The organism is Corynebacterium sp. NML 120412 (genome assembly GCF_002285155.1).
GTDB classification, from domain to species: Bacteria; Actinomycetota; Actinomycetes; order Mycobacteriales; family Mycobacteriaceae; genus Corynebacterium; species Corynebacterium gottingense.
This window is the reverse complement of record NZ_NSGL01000004.1, coordinates 35,553-50,311: the sequence shown is the minus strand read 5'-3', so window position 1 is coordinate 50,311 and position 14,759 is coordinate 35,553. Positions and strand designations below refer to the sequence as shown.

Sequence of the window (14,759 nt, the reverse complement as noted above, 5' to 3'; positions counted from 1 at the left end):
ACTATGTCGCGTGTAGGTAACGCACCCATCGCAATCCCGAACAACGTTGAAACCAAGGTCGACGGTCAGACCGTCGAGGTCAAGGGCCCGAAGGGCACCATGACCGTCGAGGTTCCGGCCCCGATCACCGTTGCGGTTGAGGAGAACCAGATTGTGGTGTCCCGCCCGGACGACCACCGCAAGAACCGCTCGCTGCACGGCCTGTCGCGTTCGCTGATCAACAACCTTGTGATCGGCGTGACCGAGGGCTACAAGATCAACATGGAGATCTTCGGCGTCGGCTACCGCGTGCAGCAGAAGGGTAAGGACCTCGAGTTCTCCCTCGGCTACTCGCACCCGATCCTGATTGAGGCGCCCGAAGGCATCACCTTTGCTGTCGACGGCAACACCAAGCTCTCGATCGAAGGTACCGACAAGCAGCAGGTTGGCCAGATTGCGGCGAACATCCGCCGTCTGCGTAAGGATGACCCGTACAAGGGTAAGGGCATCCGCTACGCGGGCGAGCAGGTACGTCGCAAGGTCGGAAAGACGGGTAAGTAATCATGAGCAATACTGCAGAGAACACCAAGCGCACCCCGATTGGCAAGGACATCTCGTCCCGCCGTCGCGAGGCTCGCGCACGTCGCCACAACCGCATCCGCAAGACCCTGCGTGGCACCCCGGAGACCCCGCGTCTCGTCGTGCACCGCTCGTCCCGCCACATCCACGTGCAGGTCATCGACGATCTGGCTGGCCACACTCTCGTGGCCGCTTCCTCCATGGAGCCGGACGTCCGCAACCTGGACGGGGACAAGAAGGACAAGGCAGCCAAGGTCGGCGCACTCGTCGCAGAGCGCGCCAAGGCAGCTGGCATCGAAGAGATCGTCTTCGACCGCGGCGGCTACAAGTACCACGGCCGCGTTGCGGCTCTTGCTGAAGCAGCTCGTGAAGGTGGTCTGAAGTTCTAATGATCACCGCAACCATCACCATCAACGGAAGGATCGCGTAATGGCCGAACGTGAACGGCGTGACGGCGGACGCTCCGCCGACAACCAGAACAACAAAGGCAACAAGAACGAGCGCGGTGGCCGCGGCCGCCGCAACCAGAACGACGAGCGCGACAAGTACATCGAGCGCGTCATCACCATTAACCGCGTCGCAAAGACCGTTAAGGGTGGCCGCAACATGTCCTTCACCGCACTCGTTGTGGTCGGCGACGGCCAGGGCATGGTCGGCGTCGGCTACGGCAAGGCGAAGGAAGTTCCCGCCGCAATCCAGAAGGGTGCCGAGGAAGCTCGCAAGAACTTCTTCCGCGTCCCGATGATCGGCGGCACCATCCCGCACCCGGTCCAGGGTGAGGAAGCTGCGGGCGTCGTTATGCTTCGCCCGGCTGCTCCCGGTACCGGTGTCATCGCCGGCGGCGCTGTCCGCCCGGTGCTCGAGTGCGCAGGCGTCCAGGACATCCTGGCCAAGTCCCTCGGTTCCGACAACGCCCTGAACGTCGTTCAGGCAACCGTTGCCGGCCTGAAGGAACTGGTGCGCCCCGAAGAGGTCGCCGCGAAGCGTGGCAAGGACGTCGAGGACGTTGCCCCGGCCCGTATGCTGCGCGCACGCGCAGGACAGGAGGCGTAAGCACAATGGCACTGAAGATCACACTGCACCACGGTAAGGTCGGCGAGAAGCCGCAGACCATCCAGAACCTCGAGGCTCTGGGCCTGCGCAAGATCGGCCAGTCCGTGATCAAGAAGGACAACGCCGCGACCCGCGGCCAGGTGCTCAAGGTCCGTCACCTTGTCACCGTTGAAGAAGTTGCAGGGGAGTAGATAGCACATGGCTGACATCATCAAGCTTCATGATCTGCGCCCGGCAAAGGGTGCAAACAAGCCGAAGCACCGCGTAGGCCGCGGTGAAGCCGGCAAGGGCGGCAAGACCGCCGGCCGCGGTACCAAGGGTACGAAGGCTCGCTACCAGGTTTCCGCAGCGTTTGAGGGTGGCCAGATGCCGCTTCACATGCGCCTGCCGAAGCTGAAGGGCTTCAAGAACCCGAACCGCGTCGAATTCCAGGTAGTGAACGTCAACGACCTGGCCAAGGCCTTCCCGAACGGCGGCGCCGTGTCCATCGAGGACATCGTTGCAGCTGGCCTGGTTCGCAAGAACCAGCCCGTCAAGGTTCTGGGCAACGGCGAGATCGACGTCAAGCTCGACGTCACCGCGAACAAGTTCTCCAAGTCCGCAGCCGAGAAGATCCAGGCTGCCGGCGGCTCCGTCACTGAGGCGTAAGCGCCTTTTCCGAGCCGAGAACGCTCGAGCCCGCCACCCCTTGTTTTAAGGGGTGGCGGGCTTTTTGCGTTGAGGGTTAGAGGTTTAGCGGCAGCTCAAACACAAGGTCCTCGCACATGATGCGTGCGTTTGCGTTGCCGTCCCACACTGGGCTGAGGCCAACCTCTTTGAGCGCTTCGACTACTAGGGCGGCAACTTCGGCATCCGTTTCCAGGCTTGGGTTTTCATAATCCCCGAAGCCGAAGTAGAGGAGCCCGATGTGGATGACGCTGTCCACATCCTGCTGGGTGCAGTAGGCATAGCCCCGGTGGCCGGCCTTTTCGGCGTGCGTGCCGCCGTCCTCGACCGCTTCGTCCTTGGTGTAGCCTTCGTCGAAGGAGAACGAGATGTTGCGCTTTGCTAGCGCCTCGTGCAGAGCTTGGATGCGCTTGGCGTCCTCGGAGGCCTCCGGCACGAGGCGGGCGTATTCTGCGCTGACTTCCTCTACCAGGGGTGTTGGGTCGGAGTCCATGTTGTCCTCCAACCACGCGGTGATTTCATCGCGGTGCCATCCGTGGCAGAGCAGGAGAGAAATCTGGCTGGTGGTTTCGTCTGCCTCGTAGACGCCGTCGGCGGGTGGGAATTTGCTTTTGGTCATGGCGTGGGGGCTCATGCCCCTGCAGTGTAGCGAAAAGAGGGTACGGTGGCCACGGGTTGGGCGCGTTCAAGTCAGAGCAGGTCGCTGGGCACGGCTAAACAGTGCAAGCAGGAGCTCGATTATCGGTCCCCGATCGGGGTTTCACGAAGTGCTGGTTGCGCTGTTTAGGCCCCGGGTGGGTGAGAACGAGCTCCAGGTTGCGCTGTTTAGGCTCCGGGACAGGCGGGGACGAGTTCCTGTTGGCGCTGTCTGCGCTCGAGGCGGCGTTGCCAGCTAGACGACGAGAACACGATGACAAACACGCAGGCCCCATTCCCAGTCTTCTCGTCATGCGGTTCTCGTCATGTAGCGCGGAAGGCACAGGCCGCATCACCGGAGAGCCAGCTACGCCCGCGCGCGGTGTGCGAGCCTGTTGCCGATGGACTGGATCGCCTGCACCACGACGATCAGGATGATCACGGTGGTAAGCATCGCCACGGAATCGAACTGCTGGTAGCCGTACGAGATGGCGAGGTCGCCAACGCCACCGCCGCCGATGGTGCCGGCCATGGCGGTCGCGGAGATGAGACCGACGGTCGCCGTCGTTACCGCGAGGGTGATCGAGGACTTTGCCTCCGGCAGCAGGAAGTGCCGGATGGTTTGGCCCATCGTGGCGCCCATGGAGTCGGCCGCCTCGGTGATGCCGGGGTTGACCTCCAGGAGCGACTGCTCGATGAGTCGCGCGATGAATGGCGCGATGTACAGGGTCAACGGCACGAGCGCCGCCGTGGTGCCGATCGCGGTGCCGGCAATCACGCGGGTGAAGGGCGAGATCGCCACCAGCAGGATGATGAACGGCAGCGAGCGAACCACGTTGACCAGGACGTTGAGGACGCCGTAGGCAATCGGGTTCGGCTTCAGCCCGCCCGGGCGCGTGATCACCAGGGCGAGCGCCAGTGGGATGCCGATGAGGGCGCCGACGAAGAGCGAGATGCCGACCATATAGACGGTCTCGCCAAACGAGTCGATGTACATGGATGGGGTCACGCGCGACCCTGTCGTGTCGCGCCACCAGGAGTTCAGCTGATCCATGGTTATGCGTCCTTTCCGCTACGAATGCGATTGACGGAAACTCCCTCGAGCCCTTCCAGCCACGCCACGGCGTCGGCTACGTCCTGCGTGGCACCGCCGCGAAGGCCGAGCACGGTCGCGCCGACGGTCGTGCCGGCGAGGTCGGCGTCCGAGGAGGACAGCAGCTGCGCGTCCAGGCCGAAGCGGTTGATCAGCTCGGTGAACACGCCGGAGGCGGCGCGCCCGGAGTGAATGAGCTGGACCACTTGGTCGAAGGCGCTGGCGTCGATAGTGGCCCGAACGCTCTCGGGGATCTCCCGGGGGATCACGGTCTCGACGAAGCGCTGCGTCAATGCCACCTGCGGGTTGGCGAAGACCTCCGCAACGGGGCCGGACTCGACCAGCTTGCCGGAATCCAGTACCGCGACGGAGTCCGCGAGCCGGGCGACCACATCCATTTGGTGCGTGATGAGCAGGATGGTCACGCCGAGTTCAGCGTTGATGGCACGCAGGAGGTCGAGGATCTGGGTGGTGGTCAGCGGGTCGAGGGCGGACGTGGGTTCGTCGCAAAGCAAAATGCTCGGATTGGTCACCAGCGCACGGGCGATGCCGACGCGCTGGCGCTGTCCGCCCGACAGCTGACGCGGCTTGTGGTCGGCGCGGTCGGTCAGGCCGACGAGCTCAAGGACCTCATTAACGCGGCGGGTGATCTCCGCCTTCGGCGTCTTGGACAGCAGCAGGGGAGTGGCTACGTTTTGCGCGACGGTCTTGGTTTCCAGCAGGTTGTAGTTCTGGAAGACCATCGAGACCTCGCGGCGCAGCTCCCGCAACTCCTTCGGGCTCAGCTCGGACGGCTGGCGGCCGAGCACCGTGACGGTGCCGGAGGTGGGCGACTCAAGGCCGTTGACCGTGCGGATCAGCGTGGACTTGCCCGCACCAGACGTGCCGACGACACCGAAGATCCCGCCCGTGGGGACGGCGAACGTGATGTCGTCGAGCGCGGCGAACGCGCCTCCGGAGGTATCAAAGACCTTGGAGACGTGGTCGAAGGCGACGGCGGGGCCGGTCACTGCAGCGACTCCGGGAGGAACCAGTAGTTGTTCTCGTTGTGCTCGTTCAAATAGTCCTTGAACTCGTCGGAACGGTAGGCGTCAGCCACGGCCTTCGCCCACGGCTTGTCGGCCTTGTCCTCGGTGGTCACGGCCACGAGGATCAGCTCCGGACGCAGGTTCTCCTGGAAGAGCTGCAGGTTCGGGTCCAGGCCCGCGGAGTAGGACATGGAGCCCGGGATCACGGCCCAGTCCAGGTCGGGCAGGGAGCGCGACAGGTTTGCCGAGTCCATCGGCTGGATGTCCAGGTTGTGCGGGTTCTCAGCGATGTCGGCCTCGGAGACGAGCGTCTCGTCGGCGTCGTCGCGGAGGGTGATCCAGCCGGCGTCGACAAGCACGTGCAGGGCGCGCGACTTGTTCGAGCCGTCCATCGGGACGCCCACGGACTGGCCATCGGCGACCTCGTCGATGCTCTGGTGCTGCTCCGAGTACACGCCAGCGGGCACGGTCGGGACCTCGGTGATGGAGGTGAGATCCGCGCCCTTCTCGTTGTTAAACACGTTCATCCAGCCGGTGTGCTGGTCCACGTTGAGATCCGCGGAGCCCTCGGCCAGCGCCGTGTCGGCCTGGGTGAGGTCGGTGAACGACTGGTAGTCGACGTTGTAGCCCTCCTTCTCCAGGATCGGGCCAACGGCGTCCTCGAACAGCTCCGAGTACGGGCCGGGCGAGGTGGCCACGCGGATGGTCTCCAGGTCACCGTCGGCGGTGGTGTTGTCGCTCGACTCGCCCGAGCAAGCGGTCAGCCCCAGCGTGAGTGCGGCGGCTGTGGTCAGTGCTGCGAATTTCTTCAGCATGACAGTCCTTTCGATCAGGATTAATCTCGACAAATCAGTACCTTAAACCTATCGGTCCAGAAATTCAAGACAGAGTTGTCTATCGGCGGGGCTCGATGCCTATCGACGCCACGCCTCGGCCCCGCAGCCGAATGGGGCGAGCTGTGCCTGGGCTGGAAAGGTGCCAGAAAGGTGCGAATCTCCTTGTGGTGACATTGGAGCAACCCGCTAAGCCTCATGCGAGTCGAGTGTTCGCAAGATGGGCTGCTAGGGTAGTGGGGTCAAATATGTACGGGTGAGCTTTAGTATGCCTTTGGGCAGGTAGGGCGGCTCGTAGTTCATACTGTTCGCAATCTCCTGCTTATTTTTGCAGTGGGAGCCAGGAGGCTTTGTGTCCGCTATTCTTCAGGCGTTTAAAGATCAGGATCTACGCCGCAAGATCCTGATCACGCTCGCCCTTATGATCCTGTACCGCGTCGGTGCCCAGATCCCCACGCCAGGCGTGGATTACGGCCTGATCCACTCTCGCCTGGAGGAGATCTCCCAGGGCGATCAGGCGACGATGTTCTCCATCATCGGGCTCTTCTCCGGCGGCGCGCTCCTGCAGCTGTCCATCTTTGCCATCGGCATCATGCCGTACATTACGGCGTCCATCATCGTGCAGCTGCTCACCGTGGTGATCCCGAAGTTTGAGGAGCTGAAGAAGGAGGGGCAGTCCGGTCAGGCAAAGATGACGCAGTACACGCGCTACCTCACCGTGGCGTTGGCGCTCCTCCAGTCCGCCGGCATCGTCGCGCTGGCTGACCGCGAGCAGCTGCTTGGCCAGGGTATGCCCGTGCTGGTTGAGGACCGCAACGTGTGGACCCTCATCATGATGATCATTGTCATGACGTCGGGCGCCATCATCATCATGTGGCTCGGCGAGATCATCACGGAGAAGGGTGTGGGCAACGGTATGTCCCTGCTCATCTTCGCCGGCATTGCCACCAAGCTCCCGTCCGAGGGTGCGATCATCTTCCAGAACTCCGGCGGAGTTGCGCTCGCGGTGGTTATCGCGGCCATCATCGTGCTCGTCGTGGGCATCATCTTCATCGAGCAGGGCCAGCGCCGCATCCCGGTGCAGTACGCCAAGCGCGTCGTTGGCCGCCGTCAGTACGGCCGCACCGCGACCTACCTGCCGCTGAAGGTAAACCAGGCCGGCGTGATCCCGGTCATCTTCGCCTCCTCGCTGATGTACGTGCCGGTGCTGATTACCCAGATCGTGAACATGAACAAGCCGACCCCGCCGGACAACTGGTGGATGAACCACGTCATGGCGTGGCTGCAGAACCCGGGCTCCTGGCAGTACATCGTGGCTTACTTCATCATGATCATCTTCTTCGCGTACTTCTACGTCTCGGTGCAGTACGACCCGGTCGACCAGGCTGAGAACATGAAGAAGTACGGTGGATTCATTCCGGATATTCGTCCGGGCCGCCCGACCGCGGAGTACCTCGGTTATGTGATGAACCGTCTGCTGGTGGTCGGCTCGCTGTACCTCGCTGTGATTGCGATCCTGCCGAACCTGGCGCTCGACGCCGGCCTGGCTGGCTCCGGCCGCATGGGTATGAGCGCGTTCGGCGGCACGGCTATCCTGATTATGGTGTCCGTGGCCCTGACCACGGTCAAGCAAATTGAATCCCAACTCCTGCAATCCAACTACGAAGGACTTCTGCGATAATGCGTCTCGTACTTCTTGGCCCTCCCGGTGCCGGCAAGGGCACCCAGGCGGCGATCCTCTCCGAAAAGCTGGGGATCCCGCACATTTCCACCGGTGACCTGTTCCGCGCCAACATCGGCGAGGGTACCCCGCTCGGCGTTGAGGCGAAGAGCTACATCGACGCCGGCAAGCTCGTGCCTACCGACGTCACCGCGCGCATGGTCGAGTCCCGCCTCCAAGAGGACGACGCCAAGAATGGCTTCCTCTTGGACGGCTTCCCGCGCACCGTCGAGCAGGCGGAGATCCTCACCGAGCTGCTGGAGAAGGCCGACACGAAGCTGGACGGCGTGCTCAACTTCGTCGTCGACGAGGATGTTGTCGTCGAGCGCATGCTCGCCCGCGGCCGCGCCGACGATAACGAGGAGACGATCCGCACCCGTCTCTCCGTCTACCGCGACGAGACTGCGCCGCTGATCGACCACTACGGCGACCAGATCATTTCTATCGACGCCGTCGGCGACGTTGATGAGATCAACGCCCGCGCGATGGAGCAGCTGCAAAACCTCAAGTAAGGGCGGACGACGAAGAGGGCCGGTGTGCGTGGCGCACCGGCCCTCTTTCTGTGCACAGCACCTACTGCCCCAAGAACTCGAAGAAAGGCCCGACCGATGGGTTTCAGAAGACGCAAGATTCCCGCCAAGACACCAGCGGAACTCGACGCCATGGAGGCCGCCGGCCGGATCGTCGGCGAAGCGCTGACGGAGGTCCGCGCCGCCGCCCGGCCAGGAATGAGCACCCTCGACCTGGACCGGATCGCGGAGTCCGTGATCCGCGACCACGGCGCGACACCCACGTTCCTGGGCTACCAGGGTTTCCCGGGCTCCATCTGCGCCTCGGTGAACGCCGTGGTGGTGCACGGCATCCCGAGCGAGAACGTCGTGCTTGCAGAGGGCGACCTCGTCTCCATCGACTGCGGTGCCACGCTCAACGGATGGGTCGGCGACTCTGCGCTGAGCTTTGGCATTGGTGAGTTGGCACCGGAGGTAGACGCGCTGAACAAGGCCACCGAGTGGGTCCTGGAGCAGGGCATGAAGGCGATGCGTCCGGGCAATCGCCTCACCGACGTATCGTCCGCGCTCGAGCAGGCGACCTGCACCGCCGAGGACCGCTTCGGAGTAGTGGTGGGCATCCTTGACGGCTACGGAGGCCACGGCATCGGCCGCACCATGCACGAGGAACCCTTCCTGGCCAATGAGGGGCGCCCCCACCACGGGCCGGTCATCCAGGAGGGATCCGTCCTGGCGATCGAACCGATGCTCATTCTCGGCGGAGAGTATGACTCCTATGTGCTTGGCGACGGCTGGACGGTCGTCAGCGCCGACGGGTCACCTGCGGCGCACTGGGAGCACACCGTCGCCGCGACCTCCGGCGGGCCGCGGGTGCTTACCCCGCGCAAATAACACACCGTTTATGCGTGCCTGACTATCAAAACTTGGCGGAAGTAGTTAAACTGCTGTCTATGTCTTACCAACCCCGCCACGCAAAGCCGTCGGCAACCAAGCGCCGTGCGGCTGCCGTTGCCGCCGCTGCAGGCGTCATTGCTTCCCTGGCCGCCAACCCGATCGCAGCCAACGCGGCCCCGGCCGCACCGGCTCCGCAGCCCGCGCCGAATGCGGGTTCTTCCTTCGCCTCGCTGTCTTCCGAAGCCGGCCTGGACGGCTTCCTGAAGAGCGCGAACATCCAGCTGCAGAACCTGGGCACAAGTGCCGATCAGGCAGTGCGGGACGCAGCTTGGAACCTGCGCACCACCCTGCGCACCCAGGCAGACAGCCTGGCCGCACTGAACCCGGACCTGCCCGCGCAGGCAAAGGAGTCCATCGACCAGATGGTTGAGGCGCTGTTCCCGGGCCTGATCGAGGAGCGCACCCCGAAGCCGAAGCCGGCTCCGGCACCTGCCCCCGCTCCGGCCCCGGCCCCGGCTCCGGCACCCGCCCCGGCTGAGCAGCCCGCACCGGCACCGGCCCCGGCCTTTGACTACGGCTCCTGCCCGAAGGACGCGAAGGCGTGCGTGGACGTTGACGGCCGCCGCTCCTGGCTGCAGAACAACGGGGAGATGTACTACACGGCCGACCTGGTCGGACCCGGCCGCCCGGGTCAGGAGACCCCGCGCGGTACCTTCTACGTCAACCGCAAGGTGAAGGACGAGATCTCGTACGAGTTCAACAACGCGCCGATGCCGTACGCCACCTACTTCACCAACAACGGCATCGCCTTCCATCAGGGCGATCCGTCGATCCTGTCCGCTGGCTGCGTCCGCATGTACCGCGCTGACGCGCAGCGTTACTTCAACGATCTGCAGATCGGCGACAAGGTTTACGTCTACTAGGACAACGTAGCGTCGATAAGCGCTGCACCCCGCTCTCCACTTCATGGAGGCGGGGTTTGTGTTTGTGCAGGTAGTTGGCTAACATAGTCGTTTGGTGTGCAGGCATTCCGTCTGCGCGCTCTGTAGCACACGTGAAATACGACTAGTACCTGCGGAAACGCGGGGCTGTAGGAAGTGGATTGAATGGCAAAAGAAGGCGCAATTGAGGTTGAGGGCCGCGTAATCGAGCCCTTGAAGAACGCAACGTTCCGTGTCGAGCTCGACAACGGGCACCAAGTCCTTGCCCACATCAGTGGCAAGATGCGCCAGCACTACATCCGCATCCTTCCTGAGGACCGCGTCGTCGTGGAGCTTTCCCCGTACGACCTGGACAAGGGTCGTATCACCTACCGCTACAAGTAACTACGTAAGCCTCCTTGCCCAGACGCGCGGGTTTGCCCGCGGCGTCGACTACCTCCGGCCACGGTGGCTGGAGCCGCGCGAGTCTCAACCCATCCTCCGGCTCGGTCCGGACAAAGCGTTGTTTGGCGTGGGCGGGTAGGGAGAAAACCACCGTAACAACCCGAAAGGAACGTAGCCACATGGCACGTCTCGCTGGTGTTGATCTCCCGCGCAACAAGCGCATGGAGATCGCGCTCACCTACATTTACGGCATCGGGGCTACCCGTGCCAAGGAACTGCTCGAGAAGACCGGCATTTCTCCTGACCTGCGCACGGACAACCTGAGCGACGATCAGCTCGCAGCCCTGCGCGACGCAATCGAGTCCTCCTACACCGTCGAGGGCGACCTGCGTCGTGAGGTGCAGGCTGACATCCGCCGCAAGATTGAAATCGGCTCCTACCAGGGTCTGCGCCACCGTCGTGGCCTGCCCGTCCGCGGCCAGCGCACCAAGACCAACGCGCGTACCCGCAAGGGCCCGAAGAAGACTATCGCAGGAAAGAAGAAGTAACATATGCCTCCGAAGACTCGTTCCGGCGCGCGCCGCGGTCGTCGCGTCGTAAAGAAGAATGTGGCCGCTGGCCACGCGTACATCAAGTCCACCTTCAACAACACCATCGTGTCCATCACGGACCCGAACGGTGCTGTCATCTCCTGGGCCTCCTCCGGCCACGTCGGGTTCAAGGGCTCCCGTAAGTCCACCCCGTTCGCCGCGCAGATGGCTGCTGAGAACGCCGCCCGCAAGGCGATGGATCACGGCATGAAGAAGGTTGACGTCTTTGTCAAGGGTCCCGGCTCCGGCCGCGAGACCGCTATCCGTTCGCTCCAGGCCGCCGGCCTGGAGGTGTCCTCGATCTCGGACGTGACGCCGCAGCCGTTCAACGGCTGCCGTCCGCCGAAGCGTCGTCGCGTTTAAGGCAGAAAGGAAAAGAGGTAAAACACCATGGCTCGTTATACCGGCCCTGCTACCCGTAAGTCCCGTCGCCTCCGCGTCGACCTCGTCGGCGGTGACATGTCCTTCGAGCGTCGCCCGTACCCCCCGGGGCAGGCTGGCCGCGCTCGCATCAAGGAATCTGAGTACCTGCTCCAGCTGCAGGAGAAGCAGAAGGCTCGCTTCACCTACGGCGTGATGGAGAAGCAGTTCCGTCGCTACTACGAGGAGGCCAACCGCCTCCCGGGTAAGACCGGCGATAACCTGCTGATCCTCCTGGAGTCCCGTCTGGACAACGTCGTCTACCGCGCAGGTCTGGCTCGCACCCGCCGCCAGGCCCGTCAGCTGGTTTCCCACGGTCACTTCACCGTGAACGGCAAGCGCGTCGACGTCCCGTCCTACAAGGTCACCCAGTACGACATCATCGATGTCCGCGACAAGTCCCGCAACATGCTCTGGTTCGAGGACGCGCAGGATAACCTGCTCGACTCCGTCGTTCCGGCTTGGCTGCAGGTCGTTCCGGACACCCTGCGCATCCTCGTGCACCAGCTGCCCGAGCGCGCTCAGATTGAGGTGCCCCTGCAGGAGCAGCTCATCGTCGAGCTTTACTCGAAGTAACCCAGGTTGCTTCGCCCCGCGCTCGTTGCTTATCGACGCTTCCGTGCGCGGAATCTTCCAAACACATCCGTTCCTACCGGCTTCAAATAGCGGGAGCCGATAAAGGAGAAGTTCATGCTCATCTCTCACCGTCCGCAGTTGACCGAGGAGTACATCGACACCAACCGCTCGAAGTTCGTCATCGAGCCGCTCGAGCCTGGTTTCGGCTACACCCTCGGTAACTCCCTGCGCCGCACGCTGCTGTCGTCCATTCCGGGCGCGGCCGTGACCTCCATCAAGATCGATGGTGTGCTCCACGAGTTCACCACCATCGCTGGTGTGAAGGAGAACGTTTCCGAGATCATCCTCAACATCAAGGACCTGGTGCTGTCCTCCGACTCCGACGAGCCGGTTGTTATGTACCTGTCCGTCGAGGGCCCGGGCAACGTCACCGCGGGCGACATCGAGCTGCCGGCTGGCGTGGAGATCCACAACCCGGATCTGCACATCGCATCGCTGAGCGAGCAGGCTCGTCTGGAGATGGAGCTTGTTGTCGAGCGCGGCCGCGGCTACGTCCCGGCCATGCCCAACGCGGGCGGGGAGCCCGGCCGTATCCCGGTCGACCAGATCTACTCCCCGGTCACCCGCGTCGCCTACAAGGTTGAGGCGACCCGTGTTGAGCAGCGCACCGACTTTGACAAGCTGATCATCGACGTGGAGACCAAGAACTCCATGGCAGCGCGCGACGCCCTGGCTTCCGCAGGCTCCACCCTGGTGGAACTGTTCGGCCTGGCCCGCGAGCTGAACACGGCGTCCGAGGGCATTGAGATCGGCCCCTCCCCGCAGGAGACCGAGTTCATCGCCGCGTACAACACGCCGATCGAGGACCTGAACTTCACCGTGCGTTCCTACAACTGCCTGAAGCGCCAGGAGATCCACACCGTCGGTCAGCTCGCAGAGTGCACCGAGTCCGAGCTGCTGGACATCCGGAACTTCGGCCAGAAGTCCATCAACGAGGTCAAGATCAAGCTCGCTTCGCAGGGCCTGACCTTGAAGGATGCTCCGGAAGATTTCGACCCGACGCAGATCGAGGGCTACGATGCCGAGACCGGCGACTTCGTCGATCCCAGCGGGGATGAGACCGAGTAACACTCGCGTAAAGCCGAGTAACACGTAAGAGCACGCGCTCAACTAACGCACACGAGGAGTACGAAAATGCCTACCCCTAAGAAGGGTGCCCGTCTCGGAGGGTCCGCCAGCCACCAGAAGCACATTCTGTCCAACCTGGCTATCTCCCTCTTCCAGCACGGCGCAATCAAGACCACCGACGCGAAGGCACGCATGCTGCGTCCCTACGCCGAGAAGCTGATCACCAAGGCAAAGAAGGGCACCGTGGCAGACCGCCGCGCAGTCGCCGCTGAACTGCCGAACAAGGAGATCGTTGCTTACCTGTTCAATCAGCTCGCGCCCCTGTTTGAGGGCCGCGAGGGCGGCTACACCCGCTCCATCAAGCTGGAGAACCGCGCGGGCGACAACGCCCCGATGACGCAGATCTCGCTCGTCCTCGAGCAGACCGCGTCCACGGAGGCTGAGCGCACCGCACGCGCTGCCGCTTCCAAGCAGGCAGACGCCGAGGCAGCCGAGTCCGCTGAGGCTCCGGCAGCCGAGGAGGCTGAGTCCGAGGAGAAGTAGGACTAGCCACGGCTAGCTCCCGCGTCTCCGGGCTCGCTGCGGCCCCTCCCGATTCGTTCGGGAGGGGCCGTTTTTCGCGTTCCGGGCCCGTTTCGCGCGGTGTGTTCGCGGTGTGTTTCGGTAGATACCGATAGTAAGAACCCGATAAGGCCGTTTTGGGGCGTCTTTTCGGGGTCTTAGTATCGGTATCTGCGGTGATGGGCCGGCGACGGAGCCGGCGGCGGGCACGCTGCGCGGCCCATGCCAGCGCCAGCACGGCCGCGCCCGCGCTGTTTGCTAGCCTTATGCGAATGAACGACGCAGCGCAGCACGACCCGGACCTGATGCGGGTGCGGCTGGACATCGCGTACGACGGCACAGAGTTTCACGGTTGGGCTCGGCAAACGTCGGGCGTGCGCACCGTGCAGGCCACCATTGAGGACGCGCTGTCGCTGGTCCTGCGCACGCCGATCGCGCTCACCGTGGCCGGCCGCACCGACGCCGGCGTCCACGCGACCGGCCAGGTCGCGCACGCCGACATCCCGCGTGCCTCGCTTGAGCAGCGCTCGCTCGACGGCGACCCGACGCGCCTGGTGCGCCGCCTGGCCAAGCTCCTTCCGGAGGATGTGCGCGTCTTCGGGGTCCGCGAGGTCAGCCCGCTTTTCGACGCCCGCTTCGCCGCCCTTTCCCGCTCCTACACCTACAAGGTGACCACCAACCCGGCGGGTGCGGTGCCGACCCGACGCACCGACACCGCCGTGTGGCCGAAGCCAGTGGACCTCGCGCGCGTGCAGGAGGCGGCGTCGCAGCTGGTGGGGCTGCACGACTACGCGGCATTTTGCAAGCCGAAGGAGCACGCGACGACGATTCGGCAGGTGCAGGAGTTTGGGTGGGCGGAGGCGTCGGCAAGCGTGCTCGAGGCGCGCATCACCGCGGACGCCTTTTGCTGGAACATGGTGCGCGCGCTGGTGGCAGCGTGCCTGACGGTGGGGGAGGGGCGTCGTGAAGCGGAATGGGTCACGGGGCTGCTCGGGGAGCGCGCGCGGAACCCGGAGGTTCCGCTGGCGCCGGCGCGCGGGCTGACGCTGACGCGGGTGGACTATCCGCACGAGAGCGCGTTTGCGGAAAGAATCGCGACGACGCGCGACCGGCGCACACTGTAGCGAACCCAAAGGCCTAGAATGCTAGCGAAGTATCAGAGCAAGGAG

At 63.9% G+C, this 14,759-nt stretch carries 20 protein-coding genes; 16 read left to right on the top strand and 4 right to left on the bottom strand.

All coding sequences use genetic code 11. The annotated features are described in order from the left end of the window. The first annotated feature begins 3 nt into the window (after positions 1-3). The 5 genes from rplF to rplO are packed head-to-tail and all read left to right on the top strand — an operon-like array spanning position 4 to position 2,259. Positions 4-540 (top strand): 50S ribosomal protein L6, encoded by a 537-nt coding sequence (gene rplF / locus CKJ84_RS09540; protein WP_095546796.1) that lies wholly within the window; start codon positions 4-6, stop codon positions 538-540. A 2-nt stretch (positions 541-542) separates the two neighbouring features. Beyond that, positions 543-947: a 50S ribosomal protein L18 gene (gene rplR / locus CKJ84_RS09535; protein WP_095277905.1), complete on the top strand. Its 405-nt coding sequence runs from the start codon at positions 543-545 to the stop codon at positions 945-947. A 40-nt stretch (positions 948-987) separates the two neighbouring features. Beyond that, positions 988-1,611, top strand: a complete 624-nt coding sequence (gene rpsE, locus CKJ84_RS09530; RefSeq protein ID WP_095277903.1) for a 30S ribosomal protein S5 — start codon at positions 988-990, stop codon at positions 1,609-1,611. 5 nt (positions 1,612-1,616) lie between these two features. Continuing rightward, positions 1,617-1,802: a 50S ribosomal protein L30 gene (gene rpmD / locus CKJ84_RS09525; RefSeq protein WP_095277900.1), complete on the top strand. Its 186-nt coding sequence runs from the start codon at positions 1,617-1,619 to the stop codon at positions 1,800-1,802. A 7-nt stretch (positions 1,803-1,809) separates the two neighbouring features. Next, positions 1,810-2,259, top strand: coding sequence for a 50S ribosomal protein L15 (rplO, locus tag CKJ84_RS09520; protein ID WP_095535300.1), 450 nt, complete (start codon positions 1,810-1,812; stop codon positions 2,257-2,259). Between the two features lie 76 nt (positions 2,260-2,335). Here the strand turns inward: rplO and CKJ84_RS09515 are convergent, their stop codons facing one another. The 4 genes from CKJ84_RS09515 to CKJ84_RS09500 form a co-directional block, all read right to left on the bottom strand. Further along, positions 2,336-2,911, bottom strand: a complete 576-nt coding sequence (locus CKJ84_RS09515) for a hypothetical protein (protein ID WP_133064715.1) — start codon at positions 2,909-2,911, stop codon at positions 2,336-2,338. A gap of 369 nt (positions 2,912-3,280) precedes the next feature. Beyond that, on the bottom strand, positions 3,281-3,967 hold the full coding sequence (locus tag CKJ84_RS09510; RefSeq protein ID WP_095546795.1) for a methionine ABC transporter permease: 687 nt from the start codon (positions 3,965-3,967) through the stop codon (positions 3,281-3,283). Between the two features lie 2 nt (positions 3,968-3,969). Beyond that, complete coding sequence (locus tag CKJ84_RS09505; RefSeq protein ID WP_095546794.1) at positions 3,970-5,016, bottom strand: methionine ABC transporter ATP-binding protein; 1,047 nt, start codon at positions 5,014-5,016, stop codon at positions 3,970-3,972. Continuing rightward, on the bottom strand, positions 5,013-5,849 hold the full coding sequence (locus CKJ84_RS09500; RefSeq protein ID WP_095546793.1) for a MetQ/NlpA family ABC transporter substrate-binding protein: 837 nt from the start codon (positions 5,847-5,849) through the stop codon (positions 5,013-5,015). Before CKJ84_RS09500 ends, CKJ84_RS09505 begins: the two co-directional genes overlap by 4 nt. Positions 5,850-6,219: 370 nt before the next feature. On the opposite strand from CKJ84_RS09500, the gene secY reads away from it, so the two are divergent. The 11 genes from secY (at position 6,220) to truA (ending at position 14,714) form a co-directional block, all read left to right on the top strand. Further along, positions 6,220-7,548, top strand: coding sequence for a preprotein translocase subunit SecY (secY, locus tag CKJ84_RS09495; protein ID WP_095277887.1), 1,329 nt, complete (start codon positions 6,220-6,222; stop codon positions 7,546-7,548). Beyond that, complete coding sequence (locus CKJ84_RS09490; RefSeq protein ID WP_095277884.1) at positions 7,548-8,099, top strand: adenylate kinase; 552 nt, start codon at positions 7,548-7,550, stop codon at positions 8,097-8,099. Before secY ends, CKJ84_RS09490 begins: the two co-directional genes overlap by 1 nt. Positions 8,100-8,195: 96 nt before the next feature. Beyond that, positions 8,196-8,987, top strand: a complete 792-nt coding sequence (gene map / locus CKJ84_RS09485; protein WP_095546792.1) for a type I methionyl aminopeptidase — start codon at positions 8,196-8,198, stop codon at positions 8,985-8,987. Positions 8,988-9,046: 59 nt separating this feature from the next. Continuing rightward, the gene (locus CKJ84_RS09480) at positions 9,047-9,913 is read left to right on the top strand and encodes a L,D-transpeptidase (RefSeq protein WP_198947136.1); all 867 of its coding nucleotides are present in this window, start codon (positions 9,047-9,049) and stop codon (positions 9,911-9,913) included. Positions 9,914-10,096: 183 nt separating this feature from the next. Then, entirely contained in the window at positions 10,097-10,315 is a 219-nt protein-coding gene (gene infA, locus CKJ84_RS09475) for a translation initiation factor IF-1 (protein WP_095277878.1), read from the top strand. A 179-nt stretch (positions 10,316-10,494) separates the two neighbouring features. After that, positions 10,495-10,863, top strand: coding sequence for a 30S ribosomal protein S13 (gene rpsM, locus CKJ84_RS09470; RefSeq protein ID WP_038588440.1), 369 nt, complete (start codon positions 10,495-10,497; stop codon positions 10,861-10,863). Between the two features lie 3 nt (positions 10,864-10,866). Further along, positions 10,867-11,268: a 30S ribosomal protein S11 gene (rpsK, locus tag CKJ84_RS09465; protein WP_095277876.1), complete on the top strand. Its 402-nt coding sequence runs from the start codon at positions 10,867-10,869 to the stop codon at positions 11,266-11,268. 27 nt (positions 11,269-11,295) lie between these two features. Continuing rightward, positions 11,296-11,901, top strand: coding sequence for a 30S ribosomal protein S4 (gene rpsD / locus CKJ84_RS09460; RefSeq protein WP_095277872.1), 606 nt, complete (start codon positions 11,296-11,298; stop codon positions 11,899-11,901). A gap of 114 nt (positions 11,902-12,015) precedes the next feature. Then, entirely contained in the window at positions 12,016-13,029 is a 1,014-nt protein-coding gene (locus CKJ84_RS09455) for a DNA-directed RNA polymerase subunit alpha (protein WP_095546791.1), read from the top strand. Positions 13,030-13,095: 66 nt separating this feature from the next. Continuing rightward, positions 13,096-13,572 (top strand): 50S ribosomal protein L17, encoded by a 477-nt coding sequence (gene rplQ, locus CKJ84_RS09450; RefSeq protein ID WP_095277866.1) that lies wholly within the window; start codon positions 13,096-13,098, stop codon positions 13,570-13,572. Positions 13,573-13,862: 290 nt separating this feature from the next. After that, on the top strand, positions 13,863-14,714 hold the full coding sequence (gene truA / locus CKJ84_RS09445; RefSeq protein ID WP_233125646.1) for a tRNA pseudouridine(38-40) synthase TruA: 852 nt from the start codon (positions 13,863-13,865) through the stop codon (positions 14,712-14,714). The last annotated feature ends 45 nt before the right edge of the window (positions 14,715-14,759 follow it).